The sequence below is a fragment of the Pseudomonas sp. AIG genome (assembly GCF_977020205.1).
In genome coordinates, this window is the sequence record NZ_CDROCK010000083.1 from 1 (window position 1) to 16,713 (window position 16,713).

19 protein-coding genes are annotated in these 16,713 nt (G+C 59.7%); 7 read left to right on the forward strand and 12 right to left on the reverse strand.

Annotation, left to right across the window (positions count from 1 at the left end):
* Positions 1 to 115: 115 nt before the first annotated feature.
* A complete protein-coding gene (leuD, locus tag ACWR1S_RS29405) occupies positions 116 to 730 on the forward strand; it encodes a 3-isopropylmalate dehydratase small subunit (RefSeq protein ID WP_454565959.1) in 615 nt (204 codons plus the stop codon).
* 126 nt (positions 731 to 856) lie between these two features.
* Here the strand turns inward: leuD and ACWR1S_RS29410 are convergent, their stop codons facing one another.
* From ACWR1S_RS29410 to soxR, 4 genes are all read right to left on the reverse strand, one after another.
* The gene (locus tag ACWR1S_RS29410; RefSeq protein WP_454565960.1) at positions 857 to 1,807 is read right to left on the reverse strand and encodes a LysR substrate-binding domain-containing protein; all 951 of its coding nucleotides are present in this window, start codon (positions 1,805 to 1,807) and stop codon (positions 857 to 859) included.
* A gap of 24 nt (positions 1,808 to 1,831) precedes the next feature.
* Positions 1,832 to 2,707, reverse strand: a complete 876-nt coding sequence (locus tag ACWR1S_RS29415) for an alpha/beta fold hydrolase (protein ID WP_454565961.1) — start codon at positions 2,705 to 2,707, stop codon at positions 1,832 to 1,834.
* Positions 2,708 to 2,955: 248 nt separating this feature from the next.
* A complete protein-coding gene (locus ACWR1S_RS29420) occupies positions 2,956 to 3,414 on the reverse strand; it encodes a VOC family protein (RefSeq protein ID WP_454565962.1) in 459 nt (152 codons plus the stop codon).
* Positions 3,415 to 3,517: 103 nt separating this feature from the next.
* Complete coding sequence (soxR, locus tag ACWR1S_RS29425) at positions 3,518 to 3,970, reverse strand: redox-sensitive transcriptional activator SoxR (protein ID WP_454565963.1); 453 nt, start codon at positions 3,968 to 3,970, stop codon at positions 3,518 to 3,520.
* A 93-nt stretch (positions 3,971 to 4,063) separates the two neighbouring features.
* Between soxR and ACWR1S_RS29430 the strand changes: the two genes are divergently transcribed.
* Entirely contained in the window at positions 4,064 to 4,417 is a 354-nt protein-coding gene (locus ACWR1S_RS29430) for an antibiotic biosynthesis monooxygenase (RefSeq protein ID WP_220556627.1), read from the forward strand.
* Here the strand turns inward: ACWR1S_RS29430 and ACWR1S_RS29435 are convergent.
* The 4 genes from ACWR1S_RS29435 to msuE all read right to left on the reverse strand — a co-directional run bounded on the left by ACWR1S_RS29435 (position 4,414) and on the right by msuE (position 8,540).
* On the reverse strand, positions 4,414 to 5,514 hold the full coding sequence (locus ACWR1S_RS29435) for a sigma-54 interaction domain-containing protein (protein ID WP_454565964.1): 1,101 nt from the start codon (positions 5,512 to 5,514) through the stop codon (positions 4,414 to 4,416). The two genes, ACWR1S_RS29430 and ACWR1S_RS29435, sit on opposite strands and share 4 nt — an antisense overlap.
* Positions 5,515 to 5,550: 36 nt before the next feature.
* Positions 5,551 to 6,738, reverse strand: coding sequence for an acyl-CoA dehydrogenase family protein (locus ACWR1S_RS29440; RefSeq protein ID WP_454565965.1), 1,188 nt, complete (start codon positions 6,736 to 6,738; stop codon positions 5,551 to 5,553).
* An 82-nt stretch (positions 6,739 to 6,820) separates the two neighbouring features.
* The gene (gene ssuD, locus ACWR1S_RS29445; protein ID WP_007949711.1) at positions 6,821 to 7,966 is read right to left on the reverse strand and encodes an FMNH2-dependent alkanesulfonate monooxygenase; all 1,146 of its coding nucleotides are present in this window, start codon (positions 7,964 to 7,966) and stop codon (positions 6,821 to 6,823) included.
* A gap of 10 nt (positions 7,967 to 7,976) precedes the next feature.
* Positions 7,977 to 8,540 carry an FMN reductase gene (gene msuE, locus ACWR1S_RS29450; protein WP_454565966.1) on the reverse strand — a complete coding sequence of 188 codons (564 nt, stop codon included), beginning with the start codon at positions 8,538 to 8,540 and terminating at the stop codon, positions 7,977 to 7,979.
* Positions 8,541 to 8,929: 389 nt separating this feature from the next.
* Between msuE and ACWR1S_RS29455 the strand changes: the two genes are divergently transcribed.
* The 4 genes from ACWR1S_RS29455 to ACWR1S_RS29470 all read left to right on the forward strand — a co-directional run bounded on the left by ACWR1S_RS29455 (position 8,930) and on the right by ACWR1S_RS29470 (position 13,139).
* Positions 8,930 to 9,187, forward strand: a complete 258-nt coding sequence (locus ACWR1S_RS29455; RefSeq protein WP_093434993.1) for a hypothetical protein — start codon at positions 8,930 to 8,932, stop codon at positions 9,185 to 9,187.
* A gap of 101 nt (positions 9,188 to 9,288) precedes the next feature.
* Positions 9,289 to 9,903 (forward strand): LysE family translocator, encoded by a 615-nt coding sequence (locus tag ACWR1S_RS29460; protein ID WP_137217719.1) that lies wholly within the window; start codon positions 9,289 to 9,291, stop codon positions 9,901 to 9,903.
* A gap of 204 nt (positions 9,904 to 10,107) precedes the next feature.
* The gene (locus ACWR1S_RS29465; RefSeq protein ID WP_454565967.1) at positions 10,108 to 11,274 is read left to right on the forward strand and encodes an aminotransferase class V-fold PLP-dependent enzyme; all 1,167 of its coding nucleotides are present in this window, start codon (positions 10,108 to 10,110) and stop codon (positions 11,272 to 11,274) included.
* A 56-nt stretch (positions 11,275 to 11,330) separates the two neighbouring features.
* Positions 11,331 to 13,139 (forward strand): aminopeptidase P family protein, encoded by a 1,809-nt coding sequence (locus tag ACWR1S_RS29470; protein ID WP_454565968.1) that lies wholly within the window; start codon positions 11,331 to 11,333, stop codon positions 13,137 to 13,139.
* 43 nt (positions 13,140 to 13,182) lie between these two features.
* Here ACWR1S_RS29470 and ACWR1S_RS29475 read toward each other — a convergent pair whose 3' ends face one another.
* Both ACWR1S_RS29475 and ACWR1S_RS29480 read right to left on the reverse strand, forming a co-directional pair.
* A complete protein-coding gene (locus ACWR1S_RS29475; protein WP_454565969.1) occupies positions 13,183 to 13,779 on the reverse strand; it encodes a 2-hydroxychromene-2-carboxylate isomerase in 597 nt (198 codons plus the stop codon).
* A 35-nt stretch (positions 13,780 to 13,814) separates the two neighbouring features.
* Complete coding sequence (locus ACWR1S_RS29480; protein ID WP_454565970.1) at positions 13,815 to 14,543, reverse strand: SDR family oxidoreductase; 729 nt, start codon at positions 14,541 to 14,543, stop codon at positions 13,815 to 13,817.
* A gap of 91 nt (positions 14,544 to 14,634) precedes the next feature.
* Here ACWR1S_RS29480 and ACWR1S_RS29485 point away from each other — a divergent pair, with 91 nt between their 5' ends.
* Positions 14,635 to 15,198 (forward strand): TetR/AcrR family transcriptional regulator, encoded by a 564-nt coding sequence (locus ACWR1S_RS29485; RefSeq protein WP_454565971.1) that lies wholly within the window; start codon positions 14,635 to 14,637, stop codon positions 15,196 to 15,198.
* Between the two features lies 1 nt (position 15,199).
* Here the strand turns inward: ACWR1S_RS29485 and ACWR1S_RS29490 are convergent, their stop codons facing one another.
* Together ACWR1S_RS29490 and rhtA are read right to left on the reverse strand one after the other, a co-directional pair.
* Positions 15,200 to 15,481 (reverse strand): hypothetical protein, encoded by a 282-nt coding sequence (locus ACWR1S_RS29490; RefSeq protein ID WP_007917561.1) that lies wholly within the window; start codon positions 15,479 to 15,481, stop codon positions 15,200 to 15,202.
* 168 nt (positions 15,482 to 15,649) lie between these two features.
* A complete protein-coding gene (rhtA, locus tag ACWR1S_RS29495) occupies positions 15,650 to 16,537 on the reverse strand; it encodes a threonine/homoserine exporter RhtA (protein ID WP_454565972.1) in 888 nt (295 codons plus the stop codon).
* Positions 16,538 to 16,713 lie beyond the last annotated feature (176 nt).

Sequence of the window (16,713 nt, forward strand, 5' to 3'; positions counted from 1 at the left end):
TTTGCGAGGGCCGTCGGGGGCCGGGCGCGCGCCCCCCTCTGATGCCCCCGCCATTGTTTGCCGCCGCTGCGATCAACGGCCGACTCACCGATATCCGCCACTTTGGAGTACGCCCATGAGCCTGCAACCGTTCACTCAAGTCAGCGGTCAGGCTGCGCCGTTACTGGCAGCCAATGTCGACACGGACGTGATCATGCCCAAGCAGTTTCTCAAGGGGATCGATAGAGAAGGGCTGGATCGCGGATTGTTTTTCGATCTGCGATTTCTGCGCGATGGCCAACCCGACCCCGACTTCGTGTTGAACCAGCCGGCGTGGCAGGGTGCGAGTTTTCTGGTGGTCGGGCCGAATTTTGGCTGCGGTTCCAGCCGTGAACACGCTGTGTGGGGCCTGCAGCAGATGGGCATCCGCGCGTTGATCGGCAGCAGTTTTGCCGGGATCTTTTACGACAACTGCCAGCGCAATGGAGTGTTGTTGATCACGCTGGAAGAGGCGCAGGTGCAGCGCATCGGACGGCTTGTAAGTCAGGCTGAAACGGCGCGGATCAGCATTGATCTGGAGGCGCAGCAGATTGGTTTGGCGGATGGCACGGTGATCGAATTCCAGATTGATACCCTGCGCAAAACCGCGCTGCTGCTCGGCCTGGATGCCATCGGCAGCACTCTGCAACGGCGCGAACAAATCAAAGCCTTCGAACGCCAACACCTGGCCAACAACCCGTGGCTCTCCTGACCCACCACTGATCCCCTGTAGGCCTTCGCCTGCTCGCGATAGCGGTGGATCAGTCAGAGTTGTCGTATCTGACACACCGCTATCGCGAGCAGGCTCACTCCTACAAGGGGATTAGTGGTGTCTGGACTACAGCGACAATCCTTTGAAATGCGCCTGCAAAAACTCCACACACGCGCGCAACTTGCCCGAATGCGCCAGCCGCGTCGGGTACACCGCCCAGACATTGGCGCTCTGGCTGTAACCGTCCAGCACCTGCACCAACCGTCCTTGCTCCAGCAGCGGCTTCACATCCCACAACGAGCGCAACAACACCCCACGGCCATCCAGCGCCCATTGCAAAACGATCTCGCCGTTGTTGGACGACAGCGGCCCGCTGACCCGCACGCTCTCTTGCCCGCCCTCGCGATCCAGATGCCAGAGACCAAAGGCGTTGTCGCGTTCCTTGATCACCAGGCAATCGTGCTGTGACAGTTCGTCCAGCGTCTGCGGCGTGCCGCGACGTTGCAGATAACCGGGGGCGGCGCACAGCACGCGCCGATTGCTGACCAGACGCCGACCGATGTGCTGACCGGGAATGTCGTCGCCGACGCGAATCTCCAGATCGAAGCCTTCATTGATGATGTCCACTACCCGGTCAAACAGGTCGAGGCGAATCTCCAGTTCTGGATAACGCTCCGCCAGTAACGACACCGCCGGCGCGACGTGATTGCGACCAAAACCGAAACTGCTGCAGAGGTGCAAACGCCCACGCGGGCTGTCGTGGGCGTCGGACAATTCGTCGTGCAGTTGCTGGAAGTCATCGAGAATGCGCAACGCCCAGCGCTGCACACGTACACCGTCCTCGGTCAGCGCGACGCGCCGGCTGGTGCGGTGCAGCAGGCGAGTGCCGAGGGTGCTTTCAAGAATCTGGATGCGTTTGCTGACATAGGCCGGTGACAGGCCCAGTTCATCGGCCGCGGCAGCAAAGCCATTTTTGCGGATCACGGTGAGCAGCACACGCAGGTCTTCGGGCAGGGGCACGGTGTCTTTCTTCTGGGACATGTCAAAACAAACACTGGCGGCAGAAGCCGCCAGCATAGCACCGAGATCCAGTGGCTTCGGTCAGCGCAGAAAGGCCAACGCTTCGGCAAGCAACAGTTCGGGGACTTCTTCGGCAAGGTAATGGCCGGCGGGCAGTGCCTCACCGCTGACGTTGGTCGCCACGTGTTGCCATTCCTTGAGCGGATCGAAGCAGCGTCCGACAGTGCCCTCGGCGCCCCACAACACGCGCAGAGGCAGACTCAAATGATGCCCCGCAGCGATATCGGCGCGGTCGTGCTGCAGATCGATGCCGGCGCTGGCGCGATAGTCTTCGCAGATGCCACGGGCGCTGCCCGGTAGTTGCAAACAGCGCAGGTATTCGCCAAAGGCTGCATCGGTAAATGGCTTGAGCCCGGCGCTGCGACTGCCCATCACACTGCGCAGATAGCTTTCGGGATCGGCTTCGAGCAAGGTTTCCGGCAGTGGCGCCGGGCGGATCAGGAAGAACCAGTGCCAGTAGGCACGGGCGAAGGCTTCGTTGGTTTGCGCGTACATCGACAAGGTCGGCGCGATGTCGAGCAGCATCATGCGCTGCACGGCGGCGGGGTGGTCGAGCGCCAGGCGATGGGCGACTCGAGCGCCACGGTCGTGGGCGAGGATCGAAAACTGCTCGAAGCCCAGCGACTGCATCAGCTCGAGATTGTCGCGGGCCATTTCGCGTTTCGAGTAATTAACATGCTGCTCATCGGCGTCCGGGCGACTGCTGTCACCGTAACCGCGCAGATCGGCGGCGACCACGGTGAAGTGTTCGGCCAGTTGTTCGGCAATCTTGTGCCAGATCACGTGGGTCTGCGGGTGCCCGTGCAACAGCAACAGGCCGGGGCCGCTGCCGCCGAGGCGGTAGGCAATGTCGACGCCGTTGACGTGGCGCTGGTCTTTACGGAATCCGGCAAACATCGGGCTGATCCTTGTTCAGGGTTCTGGTTGGCTGCATCCTGAAATCGTCCGGCGTTCGCGGCAAGGGGCAAAGCGTGGTGGGCAGGTTCATGAAGTGTGTTCATGAGGTCTTCGTTGTCTTTAGCGGCCCCTTCGCGAGCAAGCTCGCTCCCACAGGAGTCTTCGGTGTGACCACTATCCATGCCACCCAACGAAACCCTGTGGGAGCGAGCTTGCTCGCGAAAGGGCCAGCCCAGACAACCAAGAAGCTAGCCTTGGCTGAACATCTCCATCGCCCGCTGCTTGATCTGCTCTTCCGTCAGATCCTCCTTGCGCGTGGCCAGAAACCACAGATGCCCATACGGATCCTTCAAGGTCCCGCTGCGATCACCGTAAAACTGATCCTTGACCTCGGACACCGACGTCGCGCCGGCATCCAGCGCCCGTTGGAATGATTTGTCGACATCGGTCACATACAGATGCAAACCAACCGACACTGCCTTGTCCGGATTGCTCAACGGCCCCTGATCACACGGCGAGCCGAGCATGATCGCGCTGTCGCCAATGCGCAGTTCGGCATGGCCGATGCCGCCGTCGGGCATGGCCAGGCGCATGACTTCGGTGGCGCCGAAGGCTTTTTTATAGAAATCGATGGCCTCGGCGGCTTTGTGGATGCCGAGATACGGGGTAATGCTGTGATACCCCTCGGGAATGGGTTTGACGCTCATGACGTTCTCCCTGATTTTTGTTCTATGAGATGTGGCTCCACCGGATTTGTGGAAGATTCACTATAGAACTGTCCTCGCCGTGCAAATTTTTGCCCGACGAGCGTCAGTCTTTGGGAAAGTGCGGCCCCGGTCCCTGTTCCCCCAGCACATCGCCCTGATTACGCAGCGGACAGGCCTCCATCGACAAACAGCCGCAACCGATGCAGCCATTGAGCCGATCGCGCAGCAGGGTCAATTGCTCGATCCGCTCATCCAGCTCTCGGCGCCATTGCTGCGAGAGGATTTTCCAGTCCGCCGCCGTCGGTGCACGATCATCCGGAAGGATTTTCAGTGCCTGACCAATCTCCGCCAATGGAATCCCCAGCCGCTGCGCAACCTTGATCAACGCCACCCGACGCAGCACTTCGCGTGGATAGCGCCGCTGATTGCCGGCATTGCGCTGGCTCTTGATCAGGCCTTTGGATTCATAAAAGTGCAGGGCCGTCACCGCGACTCCGCTGCGCGCCGCGACTTCGCCAACCGTTAACTGTTTGTGCACAGTTTCTTTGCTGATCATCTGAAAGAAGCTCTTGACCTTGACTTAACTGGAGGTTTTACCCTGCAGGTCTTCGAGTCGCAAGGCTCGTCTTATGATGAGTGGGGGCTTTCCATGAACAACCGCAGTTTTACCCAATTGATCGAATTTGAAATCGAACCACGCCAACAACCCGCGCTGGTGACCGCTCTATCGAGGCAAACCGAGCGTCTGGCTCAGCGCTACGACGGTTTTGTCAGCGCCAGCGTGCAGGCCAGCGATGACGGCCGGCGCGTGCTGAGTTTTCTGCAATGGCAGACCCGCGAGGCGGGAGAGGCGGCATTTCGCAGCTTTGAGAGCGGCGAGCAGGATTTCTGGCAACTGATCCATACCCATCAGGCGAAAACCATCACCTTCAACTCGTTCCAGGTGTTGAGCAGCATCGCCCGCAGTCACGACGATGCGCTGCACTGCCATCTGGTCGGCTAGATCGACAACTGGATCAGGCGCTCGCCTTGCAGATTTTCTGTGAGTCGCCGCTTGTTCACCGCCAGTTCGCCGATCTTGATCAAACGCGTGCGGGTAACGTTGCGGCTTAGACCGAGCAGCGCTGCGGTGTGTACCTGGTTGTAATGGCAAAAGCGATACGCCGCACGCAGCAAGGCGTCTTCGACTTTCTCGTGCAACGCGCCGGCTTGTTGCGCAAACAGTTTTTGAAAGGCCTGTTCCAGCAACGCCTCCGGTGAATCGTCGGTGCTGGCATGATCGTCGGGGCGTTCGATGCGCAGGTTCGACAGGCGCAGATCATCGCGTTCGATCACGCCGTTGCGGCAGATCAGCAGGGTGTGATGGATGACGTTTTCCAGCTCGCGAATATTGCCCGGCCAACTGTAAGCACGCAGTTTGTGCTCGGCGCCGGGGCTGATGCTGACACGCCCGTAACCGAGGCGCTGGCTGTAGGCCTCGATGAAATGGCGCGTGAGCGGGAGGATATCGCCAGGACGCTCGCGCAACGGACTCAGTTCGAGATTGACCACGTTGAGGCGGTAATACAGATCTTCGCGGAAATGGCCGGCATTGATGGCCTTCTCCAGCTGCACGTTGGTCGCTGCCAGCACCCGCACATCGATGGCAATGCTTTTGCGCGAGCCGAGCCGCACCACTTCGCGCTCCTGCAACACCCGCAGCAACTTCACCTGAATCGCCATCGGCAAATCGCCGATCTCATCGAGAAACAAGGTGCCGCCGTCCGCTTCCTCGAACCACCCGGCCTTGGCGCTCAGCGCACCGGTGAACGCGCCTTTTTCATGACCGAACAATTCAGCTTCCACCAGCGATTCGGAAAACGCCCCGCAATTGACCGCGATAAACGGCCGATGACGGCGGTTGCTCAGATTATGAATATGCCGTGCCACCAGCTCCTTGCCGGTACCGGTCTCGCCGATGATCAGCACACTCGCTTCACTCGGTGCGACCTGCTGTAAATGCGCGAGCAGGGCCTGGGACTTCGGGTCTTCGAACACCTGCGCGGTGGCGCGGATCGACGTGGCGAGCGCGGGGGAGGGCGGTAGGGTCAGCAGTTGCATGGGCTCGTCCTTCTTTTTAGTTCAAATGCAGGCAGGTCAGGAATAGAAGGTCGGCACCGGCAGCGACTGATTCAGCGCCCAGTCGCCCAACTCATGGAGTTTGTAGTCCAGCGGGTCGTGCAAAGTTTGCGTGCGCAGGTTGCGCCAGTGGCGGTCGAGGCGCAGGGAGGCGTGGGTCGAACGCGCGCCAGTCACTTCGAACAAACGGCTGCAAATTTCCAGGCCTTGGCGGCTGGCGGCGACCTTGGCGGTGGCAATCGCGGTGGCGACATGGCCGCGCTCTTCGGCGCTGAGATGCGCACCTTTGGCCCAGGCCTCATCGAGCAACGCCGCCGCGCGTTCGACCAGCAGACGAATGCCTTCCAGCGCCACCCAGAATTCACCGTAATGCGCGAGCACGTACGGATCTTCACGCACATCGCGCGCCGAGGATTTGTGCCAGAGCCGGGTTTCACTGAGGGTGTAGTGCCGCGCTTCGTCAAAGGCACCTTCGGCAATCCCGAGAAACATGTGGGTGAACGTCAGTTGCGCAATCAATGGCCGTAAACAGGCGAACGGCGTGCTCAGCGGGCCGGGATCGAGCAGCAATTCCGATTCTTCGACGCGTACTCGTTCAAACGTGGCGCTGCCGCTGTCGGTCTGGCGCTGGCCGATGTTGTTCCAGTCATCGTGCAGGGTGATGCCACTGCGTCCGCTGGGAATCGCCGCGATCAGCAACTTGCCGCCGGCGCTTTCATCGACCGCCGAGGCGATCAGCATTTGCGAGTCGCTGGCGCCGGAGCAGAAGCTTTTCTTCCCGGAAAACTCGCGCCAGCCACCCAGGTCCTTGACCACGGTGCGGGTGTCGAGCGGGTTGAGCGCATTGCCCCAGAACCAGTTCTGCCGCGCGGTCTGTTCGAACCACGGCTGCCATTGTTCCGGCCGGGAAAACAGGCGCACGGTGGCGAGCATCAAGTGATGAAAGCCGAAGACGTGGGCGATCGAGCTGTCGACCTTGGCGAACTCGCGGACCACTTGCAGGGTTTCGCTCCAGCTTGCGCCGAGGCCGCCATAGCGAGTGGGAATGCTCAGGGCCAGCAGGCCGCTGTCGCGCAGGGCATCACGCTCGGCCTTCGGCGTGCCGCCACGTTCGTCACGCTCGACAGCGGTCAGGGCAAACTCGGCAGCCAGTTGGCGGGCGGTCTGCAGCGGGGACAACAAAGTACTTTGCGGTTTGGCGGTCACACCAACACTCCTGAATTCAAACTGCCCATATAGGAGCTACAGCGGCCCGAGCCTGCGGCAGCTCCTACACAAGAGATCCGGTTTATGCCGAGGCTTTTGTGGGCAACACATCATTGGCAATCATTTCGCCAAACGGCCCGGTCAGATTGGTCACGCCACGCCCGGCCAGACTGGCGTAAGGCTCTGGCAGCAGCGGGAACACCAGCTCGGCAAAGCGGTAAGCCTCTTCCAGATGCGGATAACCGGAGAAGATGAAACTCTCAATGCCCAGATCCGCGTATTCCTTGATCCGCGCCGCCACTTGCTGCGGATCGCCGACCAATGCCGTACCGGCACCACCGCGCACCAGACCGACGCCGGCCCACAGATTCGGAGCGATCTCGAGGTTATCTCGACGACCATCGTGCAAAGCCGCCATGCGCCGTTGACCTTCGGAGTCGAAACGCGAGAAGGATTTCTGTGCGGCTTCAATGGTCTCGTCGCTGATGTGTTCGATCAGTTTGTCCGCCGCTTTCCAGGCCTCTTCTGCGGTCTCGCGCACGATCACATGCAAGCGGATGCCGAACTTCACCTTGCGTCCGTGCCGCGCGGCACGTTCGCGTACATCGGCGAGTTTTTCCGCGACAGCGGCCGGTGGTTCGCCCCAGGTCAGATAGACATCGACCTGTTCGGCGGCCAGATCATGCGCGGCATCGGAGGAACCGCCGAAGTACAGTGGCGGATAGGGTTTCTGCACCGGCGGATACAGCGCTTTGGCGTTCTGAACCTTCAGGTGTTTGCCGTCGAAATCCACCGCCTCGCCTTGCAACACGCGACGCCAGATCTTCAGGAACTCATCGGTGACTTCATAGCGCTCGGCGTGGCTGAGGAAACTGCCGTCGCCACGGTTTTCATCCGGATCACCGCCGGTCACCACGTTGATCAGCAAGCGCCCGTTGGACAGGCGATCGAGGGTCGCAGCCATGCGCGCCGAAACCGTCGGCGAGATGATCCCTGGACGAATCGCCACCAGATAACGCAGGCGTTCAGTCAACGGCACCAGTGCCGAGGCGATCACCCACGAGTCTTCGCAGGAGCGCCCGGTGGGAATCAGCACGCCGTGGTAGCCGAGGCTGTCAGCGGCCTGCGCTACTTGTTTCAGATAATTGAGAGTGACCGGGCGCGCCCCTTGGGTGGTGCCCAGATAGTGGCCATCACCGTGAGTCGGCAGGAACCAGAAAACATCCATGAACGGCTCCTCAGGCGATTTTCAGCAAGGGTTTGATTTGTGTGGCGAACAGCGGCGCGGCGCGTTCGGCGGCCAGACGGATGCGCGCCTTCAACAGTTCGCTGGTGATCTGGTAATCGGTGAAGTCAGCTTCAGTGGCGTACACGCCGATCGGCAAGGTCATGGCCTGGAAGAAGCTGAACAGCGGCCGTAACTGGTGATCGAGGACCAGCGCATGGCGTTCGCTGCCGCCAGTGGCGGCCAGCAGCACCGGCGTGTCGATCAGGGCGTTGAGGTCGATCAGGTCGAACAAATGCTTGAGCAGGCCCGGGTAGGAACCGCGATAAACCGGTGCGGCGACGATCAGCAAATCGGCTTGTTCGATGGCTTGCAACTCGGCTTCAACCTCGGCGCTGAGTTCCTGGCGCGAGAGCGCGCCGCCGAGCGGGCGGGCGATATCTCCGAGTTCGATCAAATGGCTTTCGATGGTCAAGTGCCCGGCCAGTTCGGCGAGCAAGGCCTGGGTCAGCACCAGGGTTCGGGATGGACGCCAGGTGCCGCCGGAGAGGGCGACGACTTTCAGGGGACGCGACATGATCAGTTCCTTTTTTCAACAGTTGCTCAGCGAGCAGTGAATGAGTCACCGGGTCTGAGCAAGCGCTGTACCAATTACTGCAACCCCCGGTTTACAAGGCGTTGAGCGTTAGCGTGGCGGTCGCCCCTGTGAGTAGCGGGGCGCTTTGTTGAATCGGTGTTGGCTGGGCAACAGTTGCTGGAGCAACAGTGCTCAACGCATGTAGGGAGTTATAAAGGCTGTTTGTTATTCCGTAAAAGAACGTTAATTGATATTTATAGATCGTTAGGAGATATGCGGTAATTTGTGTCGAATTCCTGATAGCCACTATTGAGAGCGTTGATTTCTGCGCGAGCGTGCCCGGGCGTAGCCTTTGTCCATCGACTCCCATTGCTCGCCAGGACGCCCCCATGAATCGTTTACTGACTGTTTCGCTGTTGCTCGCTGTCTCCGTACTGGCCGGTTGTGCCGGACATGTTTCGCCGGAACTGCGTCCTTACACCGATGAAGAATCCCGCGAATTGGCGATGGAAGCGCTGAACCGCAGCGGCTTGTCTTTCGACGAATACCACGCAAAAAAAGCCCAGTTGCTCGGTCAATCGCAGTTCGACAAGAAAGCGGAAATGAGTGCCGAACGTGCCGTACAGCTGCACGGTCGTCCGAGCTGAAAACAAACTGTACTGCTGGAAGTTTTCCCCAACTGTCCGTGGGCTTGCCGGGCGGTGTGGGATAGGGTCAACACCTGAATGACCCTGATGGATTGCCTGCCATGAACCTCTCGCTTGACCTGCTGTTGGGCTTTGCCCTGTTTGCCCTTGTCACCTCGATTACACCTGGGCCGAACAACACCATGTTGCTGGCTTCGGGGGTGAACTTTGGCTTCAACCGCACCATCCCGCATATGCTCGGGATTACTTGCGGTTTCTTCGTTCTGGTGGTGGCCGTGGGCTTTGGCCTTGGCGCGGTGTTCCAGACCTATCCAATTCTTTATACGGTTCTGCGCTACGTCGGCGCGGCGTATCTGCTGTATCTGGCGTGGAAAATCGCGCATTCGGGACCTGTCGGCGACAGCGCCGAAGGCGAGGCGAAGCCGATCAGCTACCTCGGCGCGGCCGCGTTTCAGTGGGTCAATCCCAAAGCCTGGATCATGGCCATCGGCGCTATCAGCACTTACACACCGATGCAGGGCTATTTCACCAATGTCGTGGTGATTGCTGCAGTGTTCGCCATCATCAACCTGCCCAGCGTCGGCGTTTGGGCCGCCTGCGGTACGTTGTTGCGCAATGTGTTGAAGGATCCGCGCTGGTTGCGCGTGTTCAACTGGGGCATGGCGGCGCTGTTGGTGCTTTCGCTGTACCCGTTACTTCTCGAAAGCTTTAGCTGACGCATCGCTTCAACCGCAGGCCGGATGCCTGTTAAGCTCGACTTCAGGAGCGTTCCTACGCACTTTGAATGAAGTTGTTCTTCTTTAACGGCATCCGATCAGGTATTGATGACGCTCTCGAACCGACGCGCAGCTCACAAGGCTGCGCCGTGCCGTTTGCAGACACGAGCCTCCTGATCCCGGAACACGCTCTGCGAGTCTTTTATGAACACACGTCCGTTGTATTTCGATTACGCCGCCACCACCCCGGTCGACGAGCGGGTCATCCAGGTGATGATCGAGTGTCTGGGGTTTCACGGTAACTTTGGTAACCCGGCTTCCACCCCCCCCGCTTTCGCCCAACAGGCCCGCCAGACGGTCGAGCAGGCCCGCCGGCAAGTTGCCGAACTGGTCGGCGCCAATGCCGAACAGATTGTCTGGACCTCCGGTGCCACCGAGTCCAATAACCTCGCCCTCAAAGGCGTGGCGCAGGCCCGCGGTGTGTCCGGCGGCCATATCATTACCAGTCAGATCGAACACAAAGCCATTCTCGATACCGCCCGCCAATTGCAGGACGCCGGCGTCGCCGTAACCTATCTGGTGCCGGATGCCGATGGCCTGATCACGCCGCAAGCGGTCAGTGAAGCCATGCGCGACGACACCTTTCTGGTGTCGCTGATGCTGGTGAACAACGAGTTGGGCACCGTCAATGATGTTCAAGCGATTGGCGAAGTGGTGCGTAGTCGCGAGGCGTTGTTCCATGTCGATGCGGCGCAGGGCGCCGGCAAAGTGGCAATCGATCTGGGGCAATGGCCGGTGGATCTGATGTCCTTCTCCGCACACAAACTTTACGGTCCCAAAGGCATCGGTGCGTTGTACGTCGGCCCACGTGCGCAGCAGCGTTTACAGGCACAGATTCACGGCGGCGGACACGAAGGTGGCTTGCGCTCCGGGACCTTGGCGACGCACCAGATTGCCGGCATGGGCGCCGCGTTTGCCTTGGCTGCCGAGGTCTTCGAGGCCGAGAAACAAACCATCGTTGCGCTGCGTGAACGCTTGCTCGAGCAACTGCTCAGCCTGCCGGGCGTACGCCTCAATGGCTGTGCCACTCAACGCATTCCGCACACCTTGAGCCTGACCTTCAGCGAAGGTGAATTCAACAGCGCGGCGTTGAGCCATTCGATCGCCTTTTCCGCGACGTCGGCCTGCAACTCGGCGAGTAACACGCCATCGCACGTGCTGTTGGCGCTGGGGCATGACGCGCATCTGGCCGGTCGCACCATTCGGCTGAGCCTCGGCCGCTTCACCACCGCCGAAGATATCGACAAGGCTGTTCAACTGATCAAGACCGCCTGCGCCAGCGCTCCGGCATTCTGGGCGACAGGGCTTTAAACGAGCCGACCTCACGGCTACGAACAATAACGATGAAGTGATTAGCAGGAGACATGATGAGTACCCAGACCTCGACCGAAGGATCGGTGCCCCAGCGCCTGGCGCACACCCGTGAACTGATGCGCCGCGAAGGCATTCATGCGTTGTTGGTGCCGTCCGCCGACCCGCACTTGTCGGAATATCTGCCGGGTTACTGGCAGGGCCGGCAGTGGCTGTCGGGCTTCCATGGTTCGGTCGGGACGTTGATTGTCACCGCTGATTTCGCCGGCGTCTGGGCCGACAGTCGTTATTGGGAGCAAGCGACGAAGGAGCTCAAGGGCAGCGGCATTGAACTGGTGAAACTGCAACCGGGTCAGCCGAGCCCGCTGGACTGGCTGGCCGAGCAGACACCGGAAGGTGGTGTGGTCGCGGTTGACGGTGCGGTGATGGCCGTGGCATCGGCACGTACGCTGGGCAGCAAGCTGGAAGCACGCGGTGCGCGACTGCGTACCGACATCGATCTGCTGCAGGAAGTCTGGAGTGATCGTCCGAGCCTGCCGAATGCACCGATCTATCAGCATTTGCCACCGCAAGCGACGGTCAGTCGTGGCGAGAAACTCGCCAAACTGCGCGAAACCTTGCAGGAGCGTGGGGCTGACTGGCATTTCATCGCCACCCTCGACGACATTGCCTGGCTGTTCAATCTGCGCGGCGGCGATGTCTCGTTCAACCCGGTGTTTGTTTCGTTTGCGTTGATCGATCAACAGCAAGCCACGTTGTTCGTGGCGCTGAGCAAGGTCGACGCAGATTTGCGCGCCGTGCTTGAGCAGGATGGCGTGACGCTGCGCGATTACCGCGAAGTCGCTGATGCGCTGCGTGCCGTGCCAAATGGCGCGAGCCTGCTGGTGGATCCGGCGCGGGTGACCAGTGGTTTGCTGGATAACCTCGACAGCGGTGTGAAGCTGCTCGAAGGCTTGAACCCGACCACGCTGGCCAAATCGCAGAAAAGCGAAGCTGACGCTCAGCACATCCGCAAAGCGATGGAGCAGGACGGCGCGGCGCTGTGCGAGTTTTTTGCCTGGCTGGAATCGGCCTGGGGCCGCGAGCGCATTACCGAACTGACCATCGACGAGAAGCTCACGGCTGCTCGCGAGCGTCGTCCGGATTATGTCTCGCTGAGTTTCAACACCATCGCCGCTTTCAACGCCAACGGCGCCATGCCGCATTACCACGCCACCGAAGAAGAGCATGCGGTGATCGAAGGTGATGGCTTGCTGCTGATCGACTCGGGCGGCCAATACCTGGGCGGCACCACGGATATCACTCGGATGGTGCCGGTCGGTACCCCGACCGAAGAGCAGAAACGCGATTGCACGCGGGTGTTGAAAGGCGTGATTGCCCTGTCGCGCGCGCGGTTCCCGAAAGGCATTCTGTCGCCGCTGCTGGACGCCATTGCCCGTGCGCCGATCTGGGCCGACAGCGTGGATTACGGTCACGGCACCGGTCACGGCGTTGGTTACTTCCTCAACGTTCATGAGGGTCCACAGGTGATTGCGTATCAGGCCGCGCCTGCGCCGCAGACGGCCATGCAGCCGGGGATGATCACTTCGATCGAGCCCGGCACTTACCGTCCGGGCCGTTGGGGCGTGCGTATCGAAAACCTGGCGATGAACCGCGAAGCGGGGAGCAGCGAGTTCGGTGACTTCCTCAAGTTTGAAACCTTGACGCTGTGCCCGATCGATACCCGTTGCCTGCTGCCGGCGCTGCTGTCGGAGGAAGAGAAACAATGGTTCAACGACTACCACGCGCAAGTGCGTGAGCGCTTGAGTCCGTTGCTTGAAGGTGCTGCACTGGACTGGCTGAACACCCGCACTGCCGCCATCTGATCCGTTGCAATTCAGGCGCTGTCATCAGCGCCTGAATGATCGCTTAGCCTTGGCGCAAGGACTCCTCAACGAAGTCGAGCCGATCCTGGCCGAAGAACAGTTGATTGCCGATGAACATGCTGGGTGCCCCGAACACGCCGCGTTTAACTGCGGTTTCGGTGTTGTCCTTGAGCTTTGCTTTGACGGATTCGTCATTGGTCAGCGCTAATACTTCCTGCGGATCGAAGCCGTGTTCGCTCAGCACCGCGGCAACGGTCGCGGGTTCGTCGAGGCTGCGTCCATCAACCCACAGCGCTGTGAACAGGCAATCGATAAGCGCCTGAAAGCGTTCTGGCTGACGCAACTGGATGCCGGTAACCGCACGCATCAACATCAATGTGTTGATCGGGAAGTGCGGATTGAATGTCAGCGCCACCCCGTAGCGTTTCGCGTAGCGATCCAGATCCTCAAACATATACCGACCTTTCGCCGGGATCATTGCCGGTGATGCGTTACCGGTTGCCTTGAAGACGCCACCGAGCAGCATCGGGATGTAGATCAGCTGACTGTTCGTTTCGGCGCAAATCTTCGGCAGTTGGGTGTAGGCCAGATAGGTGGCAGGGCTGCCGAGGTCGAAATAGAACTCCACGGTTTTGGTCATTTTTGCGTCTCTGTCGTTATTGTTATGGCGGGGTATTACCAGCGTTCGTTCCAGGGGCGCAGGTCCAGCTCGAACGTCCACGCGTCCCGTGGCTGACTGTGCAGATACCAGTAGTTTTCGGCAATGTGCTCGGGATTGAGGATGCCATCCTGATCTTTGGTGGCGTACTTCTCGGGGAAGCTGTTACGAATGAAGTCGGTATCGATGGCACCATCGACCACCACATGGGCGACGTGGATGTTCATCGGCCCCAGTTCCCGCGCCATGCTTTGCGCCAGTGCGCGGATGCCGTGTTTGGCACCGGCGAAAGCGGCGAACCCGGAGGCGCCGCGAAGTCCGGCGGTGGCACCGGTAAACAGGATAGTGCCGCGTTTGCGCGTGACCATGCGTTTGGCGACTTCACGGGCATTGAGGAAACCCGAGAAACAGGCCATCTCCCAAATTTTGAAATACTTGCGCGCGGTTTCTTCAAGAATGCTGCACGGCACGTTGGCACCGATGTTGAACACGAAGGCTTCGATCGGCCCGAGACGGGTTTCGATGTCTTCAATCAGCGCGATGACGTCTTCTTCCTTGCGCGCGTCGCAAGCAAAGCCATGGGCTTCGCCGCCTTCAGCCTTGATCACGTCCACCAGTGGTTGCAATTTATCGGCGCTGCGCCGGGTGACGCAGGCGATGAATCCTTCTCTGGCAAAACGCTTGGCAATCGCTCCGCCCGTGGCATCGCCGGCGCCAACCACCAATACGACCTTCTTGTTGTTCATGGGTGAGTCCCTTTATTAAACGATCGTTAAGTGAACGAACGTTATGCTAGGATCCAGGCAACGTCAAGGCAGTCGATTCGAGGGCAAACACATGCGTTACTCCGCCAGTCACAAGCTGGAAACCCGGGAAAAGCTGTTGCAGAGCAGTGCGCTTTCGGCAAAGCGATCGGGATTTTCCACAGTAGGCGTCGATGGTTTGATGAAGGCTATCGGATTGAGCGGTGCGGCGTTCTATAGCCATTTCTCGTCGAAAGATGCGTTGTTCACCGCCATCGTCGAGCGAGAGTTGGGGCAAAGCCTTGAGCGACTGGGAGGCGAGGGCACGCAGGATCGTCAGCGACTGGAGCGCTGTCTCAAACACTATCTGAGCATGGCTCACGTAGAACAGCCTGAGGCCGGTTGCGCGTTGCCGGCGCTGGGCGCAGAAATCGCCCGATCAGATGTTCAGGTGCGCGAGCAGGCCGAGCTGTGGATTTGTCGGCTTCAGGAGCGTTGGGCACAGATACTTGAGAGCGAGACCCTGGCGTGGTCGGTGCTGTCACAATGCGTCGGGGCATTGGTGGTGGCACGTATGCTGGCCACGCCGGACGTTCAGCAAGCGGTGCTGAAGTCCAGCCATGAAGAGATCGGTCGGCAGATTGCCGGACAGCGCTGATCTATTTACAGATGACAATCATGCTGCGACTGGTGTAACCCGCAGGATTGAGACCGAACGGGTAATCGCCGGGCTCTTCCACGGCGTCACCGGATTTGGCGATGACCTTGTAGCCTTTCGGCAAGCAGGCGTTGGCGGCACTGGCGTAGCACTTGTCCCAGGAGGACGATAGCCCGGAGCAGTTGATGTGCAGCCCTTTTTTTCCGCGTTTTACCTGAGTTTCCGAAGTCGCCGCACAACCTGCAACTGCCAGTATGGCGATCAGTATCAAAATTCGTTTCATTACCGTCCTTATAGCGGCCACGAGTCTAATGCTCGGGTTTGCCTGTGTTCGCTTGCGCTGTAAGCGTTGTGAAGTCCCTGTCCGAAAAAATCCATGTCTGGCATTGGGTTACGGGTCTAAACATGGCCTAAATGCGCGCCAATTGCCAGACCTTCGTCGAAACCTCTTTCAATCAGCAGCAATTGCGGGTTTTGCAGCGCTGCCCATGGTCATGGTGGCGCCGACGGATGCCAGAATAATGCACAGGATCGCCATCCATTGTGACAGCGTGAGGAATTCATGCAGGAACAACAGGCCCGATAGGGCGCCGAAGGCCGGTTCGATACTCATCAGTGTGCCGAAAGTGCGTGCCGGCAGGCGGGTGAGGGCGACCATCTCCAATGTATAGGGCAGGGCAGTGGACAGAATGGCGACACCAATGGCAATCGGGATCAGCGAAGGGGTCAAAAGGGCTGCACCTGCATGCACGATGCCGATAGGGGCGACGAACAGTGCTGCGATCATTACCCCCAGAGCTGCGGTCGTCACGCCGTTATCGGCCCCGGCCTTCTGACCGAACAGGATGTATAGCGCCCAGCAGACACCCGCTCCCAGTGCATACCCGGCGCCTACCAGATCGATTCCCGCGCTGGTGGCGCCTGTTGGAATCAGCAACAGCAGGCCGGCAGCGGCCAGTGCTATCCAGACGAAGTCGATGGCACGGCGGGATGCGTAGATGGCTACTGCCAGCGGCCCGGTAAATTCAAGGGCAACGGCGATGCCCAGCGGCACGGTGCGCAATGACATATAGAAGAGGAAGTTCATGCCGCCCAATGCCATGCCGTAGACGATGACCGTACGCAATGATTTGGCGGTCAACCTGGCGCGCCATGGACGCAGTATCAACAGCATGATCACGCTGGCGAAGATCAGGCGCAGCGTGGTGGTTCCCTGGGCGCCAACGATAGGAAACATGCTTTTGGCCAGAGAGGCACCGGACTGGATCGACGCCATGGCTATTAATAGCAGGCCAACCGGGAACAGCATTGAGGCAAGAGAGCGTGGCTGGTCATTCATTACGTGGCATCGTCCAAGGTAAGAGCAGGGCATTATTGTAGGTGTTGGGCAATATACTGCGCATTCGCTTGAGTTACGTCTATATAGAAGAGGGTTTTTCAAATGATTGATAGAAAAGCGTAATTAACGGTTGACGGCAGATTTCAGATGTCTATAATTCGCCCCACTTCCGGCGC